The sequence below is a fragment of the Paenibacillus allorhizoplanae genome, from assembly GCF_927798215.1.
GTDB lineage: Bacteria > Bacillota > Bacilli > Paenibacillales > NBRC-103111 > Paenibacillus_E > Paenibacillus_E allorhizoplanae.
Window position 1 is genome coordinate 37,471 of record NZ_CAKMMW010000027.1, and the last position, 17,447, is coordinate 54,917.

Genomic DNA, 17,447 nt, shown 5'->3' on the forward strand with positions numbered 1-17,447 from the left:
ATTCCCTTATTTGAATAGCTTAGAGCAAGCTTCAAAATAAGGAGTCTTATGTTTTTTAAAATTCGTACTTATTTCTAAATAATTGGAGTGCTCCTTTAGCAGAGTAAGTAAGATAAATAGCCCTACGTTTTATCGTAGGGCTAGAATCAATATTTTTACACTAATGTACTAACCGCCCATCTCGGAACCGCATTACCCGCTTCGCCTGCTCCGCAACCTGCCGATCATGCGTAATCACAATAATCGTCCGCCCCTGCTCATTTAACCGCCTGAAAATATCCATGATCTCCACACCAGTCTTTGAATCCAGCGCTCCCGTAGGCTCATCCGCCAATATGATTGGTGGATCCCCTGCCAACGTCCGAGCAATCGCAACACGTTGCTGCTGCCCACCAGAAAGCTCCGAAGGAAAGTGCTTCCGGCGATCCAGCAAATCAACCGCTTCCAGCGCTTGCAAGACAAGCGGCTCCCGCTGTTTCCTCGTCAGTCCGCGATAAATCAACGGTAATTCCACATTTTCATAAGCGTTCAATCTCGGTAGCAGGTTGAGATTTTGGAATACAAACCCGATCTTCCGATTTCGAATCTCGGCCAGTTGTGAATCCTTCAGAGAGTGAATCTGTTTCCCGTCTAGCACATACAGACCTTCGTCCGAAACGTCCAAACAGCCGATGATGTTCATCAGCGTGGACTTCCCAGAGCCCGAAGGCCCCATAATGGCGACAAACTCGCCTTGCCTGATGTCCAGCGAAATGTCATCCAATGCTCGGATCGTTTCGCCGCCCATATGATAAAATTTGCTAACATGCTCGATCTGAATCAAGGCTGTCATTGTCTTCGCCCCCCATTATTTGAAGCCAAATAAATGAAGAATACGATCCAATACTCTTACCGCTTCGCCTTATAAAATTCATGATACAGCTTCATCAATGCCCGCTTCTCAATCCGCGACACATACGAGCGCGAAATCCCCAGCTCCTTTGCAATCTCCCGCTGCGTCCTCTCTTCTCCTCCAAGCTCCAATCCAAACCGACCGACAACAACTTCCTTCTCGCGGTCGTCCAAAATCTCCAAATTCCTGTAAATTTTCGACTTTTCGATCTTCAACTGCACCGCATCCACCACATCGTCTGCTTCGCTGCCGAGGATGTCAATCAACGTAATCTCATTCCCCTCTTTGTCCGTTCCAATGGGATCATGCAAGGATACATCTTTCCGCGTTTTCTTCAATGAGCGTAGATGCATCAGGATCTCGTTCTCAATACACCGTGCCGCAAAAGTCGCCAGCTTTGTCCCTTTGTTTGGGGAGAACGACTCGATCGCTTTAATTAATCCGATCGTCCCGATGGAGATCAAATCTTCCAAATCTTCGCCCGTATTGTCGAATTTTTTGAGGTTGTGAACACGAAGCAACGTAAAATAGGCGCTCACCCATAGAGTGAACGCCATTGGATCAATTCAGTTTCAGTTGCACGCGTTTACTATTGATTTCACTTATGATGCTCTCTCTGTTCATGGCCGGTCCAGTCCCCATCGATTAAGAACGATCAAAAAGCGACCGATTAAGGTCGCTTTCCTGAACAATGAGTATGATTCAGGGATGTCCCTTTATTCAAACTGTCCACAACTACGGTTACAGTTCGCATTTCGCTGAAAGGTCTTTTTTTCTCTGAAGATTTTTACATTTTACTTCCCTGAATGCAACAGGTTAAGCAAAACCTGAGCGCATTCGGTGCGGGTGGTGATGCCGACTGGAGCGAACTCACGCTCGCCTCGTCCTTGCATCAGTTTCAGCCCGACCGCTGATTGCACGAAGTTTACAGCCCAAGGCGCAATGCCGGCCGCATCGTCGAAGCCGACAGGGAAGTCTGCTGCTGGGGCGTTTGTGCCCGTATGGACGCCATAGGCACGTACGACCATCGCCGCCATTTCCTGGCGGGTAATCGGAGCGTCAGGTGCGAATGTCGAACTGCCACGACCGCTGACGATGCCATTGCTGTAAGCGGTTGCTACCACCGCCGAGTACCAAGCGCTGCCTGGCACATCAGAAAACGGAAGCGACGCTTCTCCTTTGGCGGACAGGTTCAATGCACGTACGAGCATAGCTGAGAATTCAGCTCGTGTCACTTCACGCTCGGGTGCAAACGCTGCATCGGTGATGCCCTCCACGACATGCTTTGCGGCAAGTTCCCTCACAGCGTTGGCTGCCCAGTGTGCTGCAGGCAGATCATTGAATGATTTGTTGTATTCCAGTACGGCATATTTGCTGAAGTGAAATACTTTTGCCGTCAAACCGCCATTTTCCCAAGTACCGCCAATATACGTGAGCTCTCCTGCATCGCTCACATAATACACGCCGCTCAGTGGAATGTTTGCTCCATCCTGGACGTGGAATGTCAGCGTGACAGGTTGGTCAAATGTCGGCAGTTTTAGCGTTTTTCCGTCTTTCGTTAGAGCTGATAGGGTGAAATCGTACACGGTGCTAACAGGTTTGATGATTGCTCCTGTGCTTGCAGCTCCCTGATTAATCAGCTTTTGAGCGGCTTCGGCTTCTACGTTGTTAACCGCCAGTGAAAGTTGGGCGCCCTCTGAGCTTCCGCCCGGAATCAGTATAGCCAGCGCTTTGAGCAAGCTTGACGGTACTTCGATCGAGATGCCGCCTTGTTTAATCTCCAGTGTCTTGGAGCCCAACAGTTCAGCCGCATTGACCGGAAGCTTCACCTCGCGCTCGCCTGAGCTCAGCTCGATGCCTACTTTTCCGTCCTTGCCGTTCGTTAAAGCAACTTCGTCGATCTGTTTCGTCGTTGAGGGCTTATCAGCCGGAGTTGTTGCCATAGTATCGCCACCGCTTCCTTCATTAGATGGAGCAGAAGAAATGTTCAGCGTGACTTCAGCAGTTTTTCCTCCGAAAGAAGCTGTGATTTTCACTTCCCCTTGCGATTTCGCTGTAACTAGTCCCTCTGGCGTTACGTCCGCGATATTCGTATTGCTGGAAGTGAATTCAACACCTGTCAGACTCTTTTTTGAATCGTCCGAATATTCGCCTAACACCTGAAGTTGGCGTGTATCGCCAACAGTGAGAGCCGTGTTCACTTCACTCCACTGCAGTTGATTCAATACCGGCTCCTGAGCGCTTCCACCCGATGTCCGCGTAATGTCCAGCGTAATTGTCTTCGTAGCCTGACCTGCGCGTCCCTTATCTTCATACCAAGGAAGGAGCAGCGTTTCCGGTGTCGGTTCTATATGCAGTTCGAAATGATTCGATCCCGGTGCCAACGGAATGGCATCCAGTTCCACATTACCTGCGGCATCCATGCTGTTCTGAGGAATCGGCTGCCCGTTAATGGAGAAGTTGACGCCGTAAGGCACGACTCCTTTCAGCTTGAAGCTGCTTTCTTCCGTCGAATACGCAACGTTGCTGCCGTAAGTGATACGCGGCATGGTCAGAATCATCGGCATGTCGACCCAGCGCAGCACGTAATCGTTCACGACCATCTGATTGCCGCCATCATTTTTAATCGTCAGCTTCATATTGGTAACGGTCGAACTGTAAGCCCAGTTGCCGTAATCGGCCGTATCGCCCGTAGTCCGCGTGTGCGACGTGAAAGCTTCCGTCTCCCAAGTCCCGCGGGTATATTTGTATTCGATGGATTTGCCGGCCATCATTTTGAAGCTGTATTCCACCACGCCCCGATCGGTTGCACCGCTAGGTACATGAAGTTTCGTCGAGCTGGCATTCCAGCCGTTAAAGCTACCGGCAATGTTGATATCGTCGCTCGTCGGTGTGTAATCCGGCAAATGCAAGCGCATCAGCACATCCACCATCACAAGCTTCGGCGTTACGGACTGCTTTTCCGAAAATGCGCGGTTATAGGATTGGTCGAATGCCGCCACCTGATACGTGTAAAGCACGTCGTTGCTCACGGCATAATCCGTGTAATCGGTGGCCGTAGCGGCAAGCGTAGCGATTTTCTGATAAGTCACATCAGTAACCGATTGACGGTACACGTCGAAGCCCGCGATGCTGCTGTCCGATGCCGTCCATTTCAAATACGAACGGTTCGATTCGACCGCGATAGAATTAAGGGCCGGTGCGGCAGGTGCCGTTGTATCGTTCGGGTCCCCATATACTTCAAGAGTGACAGTATCGGATTGGGTATAATGCTCCCCGTTGTCCGTCGAAACTTTGGCAAAATAGTTGTAAACGCCAGCTTCCGTCGGCTCAAAAGATCCCCAGTACATCTTGCTGCCTGACTGGTCACTGTCATAGCGAAATTTCGTATCCTGAGCGGCAGCCGGGTCGGTACCCTCTTTATAGAAGCCAAGTCTCGCCAACAGATTCGGCGCTTCCTTGCCGGCTAAAGCGGCATCGTCCGTTAGTCCCGGAATATTCACGTTCACCGTGATTCGTCCTGTCGCTTTACCTACACCTGCATAAACGTTATCCGTTACTGTGCTTGGAGTTCCCAGAGATGCAATCTGGAATGCCGGCGTTGCAGCGACCATGTCGCTGAAGAAACTTTCGCCTGAGCCGATGCGTGCCGTAACGGCATAGTAATATTTCGTTCCGTTTACCACATTGACATCAAGATGGTTGAGGTCGGCGGTGGATCCGACAACCTGTACGGCTCCACCTTCAATGGCAGCACGGTAAATCTGATAGGATTCCGCTCCGCTCACACTGTTCCAGGAAAGCATTACTTTCCCCTTGTCACCTTGCGCCTGCACGCCAGTTACCTGCGGTACCGCCTGCAGTTCATCATCCGAAACCATCATAAAACCGGTTAATGCCGGGACAGTCAGAGAGATTTTACCCGAAGCGACAACAGCCTTGGTACTTCCGTAGAGTTGATCGGTCAAAGCGAGCCCATCCGGCAGGAACCCGGCCACATCCACTTCGATCGACTGAGGGTTCGCTCCCCGGTTCACGACGAGCAGGGCTCCGCGGGAATCGTTTTTACGCGCATAAGCGATAACGTTTCCTTGTGAATAGACGGCTTTGAGGTCGCCGGTCCGGAACACGGCATTGTCTCCGCGGACTTTAGCCGCTTTTTGGTAGACACTCAAAAGATTCTGGTAATCGCCTGTACCGCTAAACGTACCGTCCCCATTCGCTACAACCCGTTCCCACGGGAAAAACCGCCGGGAATCTGGATCTTTCGTACCTGTCAAGCCTACTTCATCCCCATAGTAAATCGTAGGAGCACCAGGGTAGCCCATTTGGAAAATGGCCGTCAGTTCCTGGAGCTTTTTCGCATTCGTGCTTGCCTCAGGTGCGATGACGAGATGCTCTTCCTCCCACTCCGGATGGTCGTATTTCGTAATGGAACGTGTCGTATCATGGGAATCCACGAGATTCATCAGTGCTTCCCAAGCTTCTTTCGGGTAATCTTCGCGGATTGATTCCAGCGACTGATTGAACGTATCGGCATTGCCGCCCGAAAGGAAGCTTTGCAGAGCCCCGCGGAACCGGTAGTTCATGACCGAGTCAAACTGGTCTCCTAGCAGAAATTTCGTGGCAACGCCCCACTCTTCGCCGATAATAACAGGCTCATCGATCACCGTGCCGTTCACATTCGTGCGGCCTGCGGCCGATTTAACTGCTTCGCGGAACTTGCCCCATGTGCCTGCAGACACATCCGGCGCCACGTCCAACCGCCATCCGCTTGTTCCCATCCACAACCAGCGTTGGGAGTTCGCAAACTGCATGGCTTTTTGCGCATCCGTCTCGGTTAATCCGGTCAGGCTATGCCCAATAACATTGTCCCGGTAATGGATATTGTTCCACTCGTGCTGCCCGGGAAGGAACAAGGTATCAGTCGGCAAATACACCGTGGGTGCTGTTTGCGGGTCTTTAGCATCCATCACCGGCAGCGAATCATATCCCCACCAGGCATCATATTTGTAATGCAGATTATCGTCGTCGCGGTCTTTCACCTTATCATTCGTCACTGTAAACCAGGAGACATACCTGAAATCGTCTGGCCACTTGTAATTCTGGCCCGTCATCGGGTTGATCTGGCTCGTGAACAAGGCGCGAACATCGGCTTCGGCCTGCTCTTGCGTAATGGAAGCCGCGTTCATCTTATCGTAAACGGCTGCCCAATACTCGTAAGCACCTATCTCCGGATATTTGTCATACCGGTCAAAATAAATCGAATCGTCACCTACGTGGTTAAACACACCATCGTTAATCACTTTGATTCCAGCAGTACGGGCTGCTTTCGTGAAGTTCTCGAATACTTGATCTGAGGCTTCCCGAGTTTTAACGTAATCCAAACCGGAAGCAGGATCCCCCGACGTATTATAAACTGGCTGTCCGAACATCGGATCCAGATGCTTGTAATCCGTTGCATCATATTTGTGATTGGACGCCGCCCATGAAACAGGATTCAAGTAAACCGCCGTAATGCCCAGCGATTTCAAATAGCCAAGCTTCTGTTCAATCCCTTGAACGTCGCCGCCGTAAAATTCATTCGTCCAAGCCCCATCCGTTTTCGCATTCGGGTAATACGGTTTGTTCTCCGGCTTGGTCCGGTCCGGATTCTCCGGCACGATGGAAGTCCCGCCCCAAACCTGAGCCGGCGTCGGATCATTCGGCACGCCACCGTCAAAATACTGGAGCTGCTGGCCATTCTTGCTTGTACCATATTTCGGATCGATGACACCGCGCGCGCCATCTACCGTCTTGGCCCGATTGTTATCCTTCGATCCGTCAAAAAACCTGTCCGGAAATATCTGATACACAACTGCATTTTTCATCCAATCGGGTGTCTTGTAATCCGGCGCATAAACCGTCAAATCATAAGGAACGGCGCCTTCATCCGCTACCGATCCCGAACCGCCCCGGCTGCTATCGTCTCCGTATTCTGCTTTCGACGAACCGTCGACAACAATGAATTTATAGCCCCAAATCCCAACCTTGCCTGCAAAATCAGCTGCCGGCACCGTAACTTCCCAATATTCCTTGTCGGCTACGGCTGTCACTTTCTTCATCAGGTAGGCATTGGACGAGCCATCGGGAGCGGTCAATTCCGCCTTTGCCGTCTGCAGGTCGCCCTTTGCCGCCGCCATACGCAGCGTGACATCCTGTCCGCCCGCCGGAATGGCGCCGAACGGCTTTTTGTACGTTACCGAACGGCTGTCAAAAAAGAGGCTATCCTTCTTGATTTGACCGTCAAAAGCACCGTCTTTTGCAACGTAATCATGGGTAAGCGCTTTCGGTTGGGCTGAATTATCAAAGGTAAAAGTGACATCAGCCTCGTCTACCGTCGCAATCTTCACATTTGCTCCGGTTGCCGTTCCGTAATTCGGCGCATCCCAATTTTGACCGAAAACGATTTTAGCTTCATAGCTGCCGACCGGAATATGGCGCTGCAGCTTATACACCGTGTTATTAAAACGATAATCGACGAACATCTGGTTCGCTCCGTCCGGTGACCATTCGGCTTCTCCGAACAAAGGTTGAATGCTGCCTACAAGTCGTGGCTGCTCGTTCGAACCGAGCGCCGGCATGTACTGCTGGATCCCTGCCACTCCGGGGAGTGAAATCCGCGCTTGGCCTATCTCATCGTTCACATAAAAATTTACCTTCGTCGTTTCTCCCAAGCCGAAGGAAAAGTTATTGCTGTTGTTTGAGTAACCGTCCCAGGAGCCGCTTTTAACGATCTTAAATTCATAAGATCCGGCAGGAAGCTCTTTGGTAAAAGCATAAAATTCACCCACCAAGTGCTTCATCCGAGTATCCGTCGAAGCGTTGTCCCAGCCTTGAAAGCTTCCTACAACGACCCATTTGCTTTTGCCCCCAGGCTGCTCCGTAATTTGATCCGCTGCCGCAAGTACGCGAGTTGAACCTGCGAACAGTCCGGTAAAAAGCTGAACGATCAGTAGAAGTGCGGATAGCGCAGACAAAAGCTGCGTACCTCGTTTTCGATGCCATAAACCCATCGTTATTTATCCTCCTTATGATGTTTAATAATTAAAGCGCTTTCTTCAAAACATCATAGCATGCAGCCTCTACCCGCGTGGGTGTAAAATATTGACGACCTACTCGTATCTATGTGACTTGTTTTATGAAGAAAACGGGTTGTGTTGCAAAGCTCTAAATTAATGGAAGCAATATGAATCGGCGATCATTTTACTAACTGTGAGATAGTATTTGATTCAGTGGAAGTATTTATATAGAGCCGTTGATTCTATGGGGAAACCATGCTGGCATCAGCTCCATTATTGTAAAAGTCCAACGATAAATGGCCCCCACAATTAGAGTGAGAGCCATTGTTTATCAGATCATCCTTGTCATTGGTACTTCGGAACGGTTATCGTCAATATTACTGTTTTCTCGTTGCCTGCATAATCCGTAGCGACGTAAGTAATGGTGTATCCCCGTCCTCCTCCGCTTCCGGATCGCTCAGCCCTCAAATCAAACATATAATCCGGTGTGTCAAAGTCTGCATTTTGAATATCCTGCGAGGTGTCTCCGTCACCAAGACCATCATCCGGTTCGTTGGAGGTGATGGATTTTAAAACAATGGACTGAATGCCGGAAATCGGGTCTATTGTGCCGTAAGTGCCTGCCGTTACGGTCACCATTTTATGATTAGCCGGCCACAGCTCGTTCTTATTCTGATTCATTTGTATTTCCGGTGCTGTTTTATCTACTTTCACGAATACACTTTTTAGCTCTTCCGTGTTTCCTGCATTATCCTTGCTTTGATACTCTATCGTATTCGTTCCTTCAGCGGAAACATCGATGGCGCCATCATAGATTAGCCATTGGCCGCCATTGATCCGATATAGAACTTTATGGATACCGGATAACGGATCCGACGCATTTAAGGTTAAATTCACATCCGAATGATACCATCCGTTGGCATTGGCCGGAGGTAATCCAACTGTAGTGACCGGAGCCGTCTTATCTATGTTGATAGACACGCTCTTCGGGGATTCGGGGTTTCCGGCCTTATCGACGCTCATATACTCCAGAACGGTATTACCCTCAGCGGAAACAGTAATTAGATTCGAATACGGTTGCCACTGCCCGTCATTATTCCGGTATTGCGTGTTTTCGACACCGGATTGATCGTCAGTTGCCTCTAGCGATACCATTACATCCATATTCTTCCAGCCAGAAGGCGCATCATCTGTAGTAACCGGTGGAATCTCATCTTGCGCAGCTCCAGGCTGCTCATATACCTCAAATTCCCACAGTGAATAACCGTAACCGGTACCTCTTTTTATACCCAGCATCCTTACATACCTTGCGCTAGTTGCCGAAAAAGAGATATCGTCTATGCCTCCATTGCCTATATTGGTATTGTATACATCGGTCCAGTCTACAGCATTGTCCGACACCTGAATCTTATATTCTTTACCGTATGCTGTCTCCCAGTTAAGTCTAACCCTGCTTACAGTCTTCATTGAGCCGAGATCCGTATAGATCCACTCATTGTCGGTATAGTTCGATCCCCATCTCGTAGTTGTCCTCCCATCGACTGCATTCCCGGCAACTAAAGCAGCCGTTTTGGATGAGCTAGCCGTAACCGGTCTGTCCAAGGCGAGGTTAATCCCGTAAGCATGAACATTTTCCAACCCAGCATTGACGGTCTTCATGATATTTACCATATCTGTATAGGGCTGATCCTGTTGGTTTACTAAGCCTATATTGAAATTCTCACCGTCTTTACGCCATGTAACCGCTTGATCGAAGTACGAAAACCAGCCTGAGCCAATAAATAACGGATGTGAAGTTTCGCTTTCCACGAAAGACTTGTAGGCCATACCTCTATCCGCAATACTAGCCACACTTGTAGCCCCATTTACGGGTGACAACCCACGCTGGGTAGTACTAAATGTATATTCCAGATTCAATAATGGTTTTCCGAAAGCTTCATATCTGGAAATCCAACTTGGATCGTTCGTGTAATTGTCCACTGAAAATGCATCTACAAACTCCATTGCCGCTGAATCCCATTCCAGACTGGTCCGCCAGGTGGGAACTACAGACGAACCTAGGAACAGATGGTTTGTATCATGTCTTTTGATAATATTTTTGACCGTTGAGAAATAGGTTCTGGACGCTAGCTTGATATATTCCGATACATCCGCAGCAGGCACCTTGGTTATATTGATCGAAATATTCTTTAACTCGTCAAACGATACCGCGCTCGTACCTAAAAGCTGGTTGACGGCAGTAATATCATTGTTGTACCTTGGTGCAAGAAAATTCACGAAAGCGCTTTTAGCCGCAGACGACGAATTATATGTCAGTACATCTTTTACAATATCGGTTGTCCATCCGGCCTCATTATCGTAAGTATAACCGATTAGCCACGGGTCATTCTTCGCTTTATCAAGCTGAGGGGTCAATGCGGTTTCTATAATGGCTTCACTCTGCGGGTCAAAAACATCGTAAGTCCATTGAATCCTTTTTAAGCTGCCGGGGTCTTGCAGGACATTAATGTACGGAAAAGTTATATTTTGGGGTCTGGTCCACTTACTAAAGGCATTAAAGCCCCAATCTATCAAACGTTTCTTTGTGATATCTTCCCATTTCGACTCATAGTTGCTGCCGTATTTTTTCATAATATTGGCGACAACGAAGCTTATTCTTTCGCCATTAGAATCGTTTACATAGGCAGGAGCATAAGCGACTGGATCGGGAAGTTCCTCAAACACCCCTCTTGGGGTACCGTCAGCCTTTTTAAGCGACGTCCCGTATCCCCACTCCCATATACTTGTGGCATCCACGCCTTTTAGAATAAATTTATTCCCGTCCGGAGAAATAAACCACCATTTGTTATCGATTTGCTGAAGTCTGAAATAACCGCTGCTTGTATAACTTCCTCCACTTTTAATCCCGCCGTACTGATCGAATTTTGCAAGATCAAGTGAAACATTTGACAGTGCATTCGCCTCATTCGTATATTCCAGCTGCAGTTGCTCATCGGATGTTACCTTTCCAGGCCAGGTTTCATAAACCCACTGCCCATACTTGTCTGCCATTAAGCCGTCTTTTTTCAGTTCGAGAGCCATTTGCCCCGCAGTAAGCGCAGGTCCGGGATTCACGCCTTCCTGTCCGGTCCCTTTATAAATTTGAACTTCGGTGAGGGGGATATGCTGAAAGGCATGAGGACGCTTAATATCGATGACAATAAATCTGGCCGTCTTGTTCGACATCGGTATGTTGACCGAATAATTCCAGGTTGAGCTTGGGCTCGTTGAGACTATTCCAGGTGTTCTGATGTGTTTGTCAGCAATATAATAATAATCCGTTACAGCCTCAGGACGGTATTTTACCGTAAACTCTTTAAATCCCCAAGCCGAATTGGGTGAATTCAGAATGACGTTTATACGGTCAAGCGGGTAGTCCTTCAGCAGGTCAAATACCACTTGTATAGTTCCTGGGGCAGTCGCGCTCCCCGTCCATCCTGCATACGTTGTCGTTAATCCGTCAAGCAGCACGCCATTGGTTGAGGATATGAGCCCGGTAGCTCCTTTGTCTGGACTATTGCCTCCATTCGGGGCAACGCTAAAGTAATAATTTCCGGTTTTCAGCAAATTTTCTTCCAATAAGCTGTCTTTGTTCAGTTCGAGGGCCATTTGCTCCGCAGTCAGCGCAGGTGCGGGATTCACGCCTTCCTGTCCGGTCCCTTTATAAATTTGAACTTCGGTGATAGGGATATGCTGAAAGTCATGAGGTCTCTTTATATCGATGATAATAAATCTGGCCGTCTTGTTCGACATCGGTATGTTGACCGCATAGTTCCAGGTTGAGCTTGGGCTCGTTGAGGTTATTCCTGGTGTTCTGGTGTGTTTGTCAGCGATATAGTAATACTCCGAAGCCTCCGGACGGTATTTTACCGTAAACTCTTTGAATCCCCAAAACGAATTGGGTGAGTTCAGCACGACGTTAATACTGTCCAACGGGTAATCCTTCAACAGGTCAAATACGACCTGTACGCTCCCTGGGGTACCCGTGCCGGTCCCCATGAATCCGGTATACGTTGCGGTTGATCCGTCAAGCAGCACGCCACCCGCTGAGGATATCAATCCGGTTACCCCCTTGTCTGGTGAACTGCCCCCATTCGGGGCTACGCTGTAGGAATAATTGCCGGTTTTAAGCAGCGTGCCTGCCCCATGAACATCTCCGGCAGGGATAAACGTTGCTGCCATGATGAGTGCCAGAAATACTGTCAAAACACGGGTTGGATACCATTTACGCCATTTCCCCATCATTTTTAACCTCCTCTTTCTTCCTTCAAGTTTTTAGGAATTCGCTTACAAACGAAAAAACTTACTTCGAAAGCATCTGTTTAGTCTTCTTTATGAAAAATTGATTTTGATGTTGCATATCGACCACCTCCTCTCGTTCTAACCAGAAATATAAGCGCTTACATAATATTGGGATCAATCGGCACATCATCGATATCCTCGATTTCTTGCGCCGATTCAATACTTTACTCGTCTGTATTACTCTTCCATCTTCCGGCCTTCAGCGTCAAATTGCTTAACATACGCAACCAGCTCAGAGAAATTCACCCAAGAAATACCCACCTTTTGATCTGCAGCGCCATAAGACATAATCAGATCATCTCCTGCAATAATTCCACCTGTTGTAAACAAGCAGGGCGTAGGATAATCGCTCGGTATTTCCCAAGCCTGTTGAGCGTACATTAAACGCTCAGAGCATCGATGCGTCACAACCGGGAAGTCGTTATCCTGCTCGCGTACAATCAGGAAGGATTGTGTATACCCAAAGTGGATATCTTTCTTACCATGATAAGAAACGAGCCATTCGTTAGCTGAAATCTTGAGCGGCGCCCAGCTTGCTCCGATCCGGTTGTCCTCCCAGTGGAATTGGCTGGTTGCCAGAAGTCGGTGGGTTACCCGGTCCGTTGCGAAGTCCTCCAAATTCTCCGCTGCAGCAAGGTAGATCGATGGTTTCTTTACTTGAGATCCTTGCGGGAATAATGCAGGTTTCATCGGACGGTGGAGCATCACATATTGCATTTTCCCATCAATTCGCATCTTATCGGGGAACAGGAATACATCGCGGTTATCGCTTACATGGCCTTCCGTCAATGGGCATACATAGATAAAAGCTTCTTCATAACGGCTTGCTTTCAGCTTATCCAAATCCAGCTTATACAGGACGGTTACGGTATTGTTGGTACGCGCTGCAACGCTGAATGCATCATCACCTTCTTGCACCCACTCCGGCACATAGTCGTTGCGTGTATCCACCGAAGGCTCCTGATCAATGAGCCAATACGGACCCGGCGGAAACATACGGCATGCCACGGAAAGATACAGCTCCCCTTCCACTGGAAATATGCGCGGATCCTCGATGCAGCCGTTGGAATAATCGCGCACCTGATTACCGTGTATATCTGTAATGTAGATGTCTTCGAACCCCTCATTCAGAGCAGGAGCAAGTGCTGGCCTGGAAAAGTCGGCATCCCACGTCTTGCCTAGGTCGCTGCTTGCTGCGTACCCCAGAAAGATCGGATATGGGTCGTGCTTACCTTCCTTGTGCTTTTGAGACCATGGACCCGTAGCCCGAAAGAGCATATGCAGCTTATCAGAAGCCGGTTCTTTTACAATAGCTGGGTTTAGCACCATTTTGCTTGCCCACTCACAACCAGGAACCGGTTCGAGTACCGGATGCGGGGAATATCGGAAATGCGGCTTCATGAAAATGTTCCTCCTATTTTTGAGATAATGAAATCCACAGACTACAATGTAAGTGATCAAAACTATCCCTTGACCGCGCCAATCGTTAAGCCTTTGATGAAATAGCGCTGTAGGAATGGATACAAGAAGATGATCGGCCCGATCGTAATACATACCGTCGAAAGCTGAACTCCTGACGCGGAAACCGCAATGTTAACATTCGCATTTAAATAATCCAGATTCTGCGCATTGGACACGATTCTTCTTAACATCATCTGCAGCGGATGATTCTCCGGATTATCAATAAACAACAGCGCATTAAACCAGTCATTCCAGTACGAAAGCGAATAGAACAGGGTGATGGTTGCAATGACAGGCATCGAGACCGGCCAAATAATTCGGAAGAAGATATACATCTCATGCGCCCCATCCATCGTCGCCGCCTCATTCAATTCAAACGGAAGCGTCCGGAAATAGGAGGTCATCAAGAATGCGTTGAAAACGGAGAACATATGCGGCAAGATCAACGCCAATAACGAGTCCCGCAAATTCAGCCAGTTGGAGATGAGCAAATAATAGCCGACCAAACCGGGTGCAAACAGCAGCGTTAAATAAATATAAAAGGAAAGGAAATTCCGGTATTTCACCTTCAGATGTGAGGCGACATAGGAAAACATGGAAGTCATGAGCACAGCCCCGACGGTACCAACCACAGTAACGAATATGGAAACAAAGCCGCTTCGGTACACTTGACTGCCTTTAAATAAGAAAAGATAGGAATCAAGTGTAAATTCCGTAGGGAACATTTGGAAGCCTTTAACAATCTGATGCTCCGCTGTGAACGACCCGATATACACAAGCCAGAAGGGAATAAGGCAAATCAGGGCAAAAAAACCTATGAATACATATGCCACGGCGGACACGGTCCATTGAGATGCATCTCGTTGTTTCACTATCATACTTAAGCTCAAGCTCCTCTCTAGAATAACTTTGAGTCATTATCAACTCGGCGGACAATCCAATTGAAGAAAAGAATGGTGATAAAGCCCATGGCCGACTGGAATAATGCTATTGCCGCAGCATTGCTGTAGCTGTTCATATTCGAGAAATCCCTCAAGGATCGGTACGTATAAGTATCAATGACATCCGTAGCCTTGTAGAGCAGAGAATTGTCTCCTATAATGCCATAAATCAAGCCAAAATCACCGTAGAAGATCCGCCCCAAAGCGAGAAGCGTAAGTACGATAATGGTCGGCCGCAACAACGGCAAGGTAATGTGCCAGATCTGCTGCCAGCGCTTGGCGCCGTCAATTCGCGCGCTTTCATAGTATTCTTCGGAGAAGCCGGTTATGGTCGCAAGGTAAATGATCGAACCCCACCCGGCGCCTTTCCACACGAATATGATCGTCAGCAACATAGGCCAGACCGAAGGGGTCTGAAACCAATCAACCGGCTGAAAGCCAACGTCCTTCAGCAGCTGATTGATCATGCCGTCCTGCCCGTTAAAGAAATTAAGGACCATTAGGTTAACGACGATAATGGAAATAAAATGCGGCAAGATCACGAGTGACTGGGTCACCTTCTTGAAGAATACATGTCTGATTTCATTCATCAGCAGCGCAATTAATAAAGAGCTCACTGTACCTGCCGTAATGAACAGAAGGTTCAATAATACTGTGTTTAAAGTAACCGCCAACCAATCCGGACCCGTGAAAAAAAACATGAGATTGTCGAGTCCCACCCATCTGCTCCCCCAGATACCTTTAACAGGTATAAACTGCTTGAAGGCCAATACATGAGCTGACATCGGTAAATAAGAAAAAATAAAAACGTACACAATTACGGGAAGCGCCATAGCATACAGCCACTTGTTCTTCCTGAGTTCCAGTATCATAATGCTCACCTTTCCTTTCGTATGTGACTGTATCTTACTCATTCGTGGAGCTGGCGTATAGTCTTGCTTTTATCAATGAGTTTGAACTGTAACATCCCATGGAGGTTTGAATTCTATCACACACGGAAGTCCGGAGTTTACTAAAATGAAAAGCCGGCGGACCTTGGTCAAGGTCGCCGGCTTTTAGGGCAGTTTACTTCTTTTTACTGGCTAAGTACACATCCAGTTGTTTTTGATACTCGACTTGGACTTTCTTGACATTAGCATAAGCCTTATCCTTAAACTTCGCTAAACCCTCTTTCGGTTCAATTAGACCCAATACAATCGGATCATACAACTCTTTACCCACATTGCTCAATTGTGCAATTTCATTGGATACCGGGCTTGGATCGAAAGTAAATCCGGCAAGAATATCTGTTGTAAAATTGTTAGGATCCCGCTGCCACTTGTTCAACTTGATAACATCTTCAGGCAAGCTGGCATCGATCCGATCTAACTTGGAGTTCCAGCCCCACGCGAAAGGAATACCGGCATAAGGGCTTTCTTTGATGGGTTTGAAAAGGCCCTCGCCCGAATCTTCCCAGTTCTTACCCTTTATTCCGTAGGCAAGCAAGTCGTAATTATCCTTCTGGTTTAACCAATTGACGAATTGAATGGCGCGTTCTTTGTTTTTGCTGACTACCGGGACGGCAATGAAGTTTCCTGCTTTGAAAGTTGAGGACATCTTCATACTGGGATCATACAAACTGAATGCTTCTGCGGAAGCTCCCGGAACTGACTTTTCCAGAGAAGTTCGGGTGCTAAGAGCTACACCGAAATCATTGAAGGTTGATACAGCTGCTTTTCCTTTAGCAAATTCCGCATTTTTGAGAATGAGGGCATCTTTGGCAAGAATCATATCCTGGTAGAATTTATGATTTTGTTCGAAATTTTTCATGATCATCGGGTCCATATTATCAAAGATATTATAGGCCTTTCCATCATTGCCTTTGGTATACAACCCAGGATAATTCGAGATGGCGGCAAGATTGGCTTTCGGATCCAGCATACTTGCCATCTTCAAACCCGTATGTTCGGTGCCGTTCGGAATATACGGGGTGATATCCGGAGCCTTCTCTTTCACAGCGTACATAAATTTGACCAGATCATCGTAGCTCTTGATCGGAGCAATGCCCAGCTTCTCCCGGATGTCCTTGCGTATAACAAACGTCCACGGACGAATGAAATTCACTTCAAGCGGTACCGCGTACAATTTACCGTTCACTTTGTTGGCTTCTAGCAGTTGCGCAGAGCGGTTGCTCTTAATCTCAGGTCCATACTTATCAATGAATGAGTCTAATGGTTCGTAGAGCCCAGCTGCAATATTCTGATACGGATTATTGTCCCAAATCAGATCGTAATCTTCCGCGGAGGACAATGCGACTTGGCGTTTCTGAAGGACATCTGCCCATGGAATAAACACCACGTTCAGCTTCACATTAAGTGAACCGGTAAGACGATTCTCCATCTCGCCCTTCACTTCACTCCAATTGGCCGGCGGATCTCCCGGGAACATGATTTTCAATGTAACCGGATCTAATTTGGCCACCGTGGAAGCTGCTGGTTTGCCGGTTGGGGAAGTTGCCGCCTCCTTCGAACCGCAAGCGGCCAATGTTCCTGCCAGTATTAGCGATGTCACCAATAATAAGGTACTTTTACTTCTTAACTTCACTGTTTAACCCCTCCTGTTTTATGATCAACCGAGCAACGACATAACCATCGTACGCATTTTGGTTTCGTATATCCGGTGTGCTCGGTTCGTACTAGATCATACCCGGATTGCTCAGCTTCCGTACAGTCCGGTATCTATCAATCAGTATGAAATGTGATAAAGAGGGGA

8 protein-coding genes are annotated in these 17,447 nt (G+C 48.0%); all 8 read right to left on the reverse strand.

Annotated features, from left to right (window positions below; translation table 11 throughout):
* Nucleotides 1-160: 160 nt before the first annotated feature.
* The 8 genes from L6I86_RS29955 to L6I86_RS29990 all read right to left on the reverse strand — a co-directional run bounded on the left by L6I86_RS29955 (nt 161) and on the right by L6I86_RS29990 (nt 17,279).
* On the reverse strand, nt 161-832 hold the full coding sequence (locus tag L6I86_RS29955) for an ABC transporter ATP-binding protein (RefSeq protein ID WP_276574911.1): 672 nt from the start codon (nt 830-832) through the stop codon (nt 161-163).
* 56 nt (nt 833-888) lie between these two features.
* Nucleotides 889-1,431: an RNA polymerase sporulation sigma factor SigK gene (sigK, locus tag L6I86_RS29960; RefSeq protein ID WP_338113460.1), complete on the reverse strand. Its 543-nt coding sequence runs from the start codon at nt 1,429-1,431 to the stop codon at nt 889-891.
* A 255-nt stretch (nt 1,432-1,686) separates the two neighbouring features.
* Complete coding sequence (locus L6I86_RS29965; RefSeq protein ID WP_236292152.1) at nt 1,687-7,947, reverse strand: alpha-amylase family glycosyl hydrolase; 6,261 nt, start codon at nt 7,945-7,947, stop codon at nt 1,687-1,689.
* Between the two features lie 351 nt (nt 7,948-8,298).
* Nucleotides 8,299-12,234, reverse strand: coding sequence for a discoidin domain-containing protein (locus tag L6I86_RS29970; protein WP_236292154.1), 3,936 nt, complete (start codon nt 12,232-12,234; stop codon nt 8,299-8,301).
* 237 nt (nt 12,235-12,471) lie between these two features.
* Entirely contained in the window at nt 12,472-13,695 is a 1,224-nt protein-coding gene (locus tag L6I86_RS29975; RefSeq protein WP_236292155.1) for a glycoside hydrolase family 130 protein, read from the reverse strand.
* 62 nt (nt 13,696-13,757) lie between these two features.
* Nucleotides 13,758-14,633: a carbohydrate ABC transporter permease gene (locus L6I86_RS29980; RefSeq protein ID WP_236292157.1), complete on the reverse strand. Its 876-nt coding sequence runs from the start codon at nt 14,631-14,633 to the stop codon at nt 13,758-13,760.
* A gap of 20 nt (nt 14,634-14,653) precedes the next feature.
* Nucleotides 14,654-15,610 (reverse strand): ABC transporter permease, encoded by a 957-nt coding sequence (locus L6I86_RS29985; protein WP_236292159.1) that lies wholly within the window; start codon nt 15,608-15,610, stop codon nt 14,654-14,656.
* A 151-nt stretch (nt 15,611-15,761) separates the two neighbouring features.
* Nucleotides 15,762-17,279 carry an extracellular solute-binding protein gene (locus L6I86_RS29990; protein WP_236292161.1) on the reverse strand — a complete coding sequence of 506 codons (1,518 nt, stop codon included), beginning with the start codon at nt 17,277-17,279 and terminating at the stop codon, nt 15,762-15,764.
* Between the last annotated feature and the right edge of the window lie 168 nt (nt 17,280-17,447).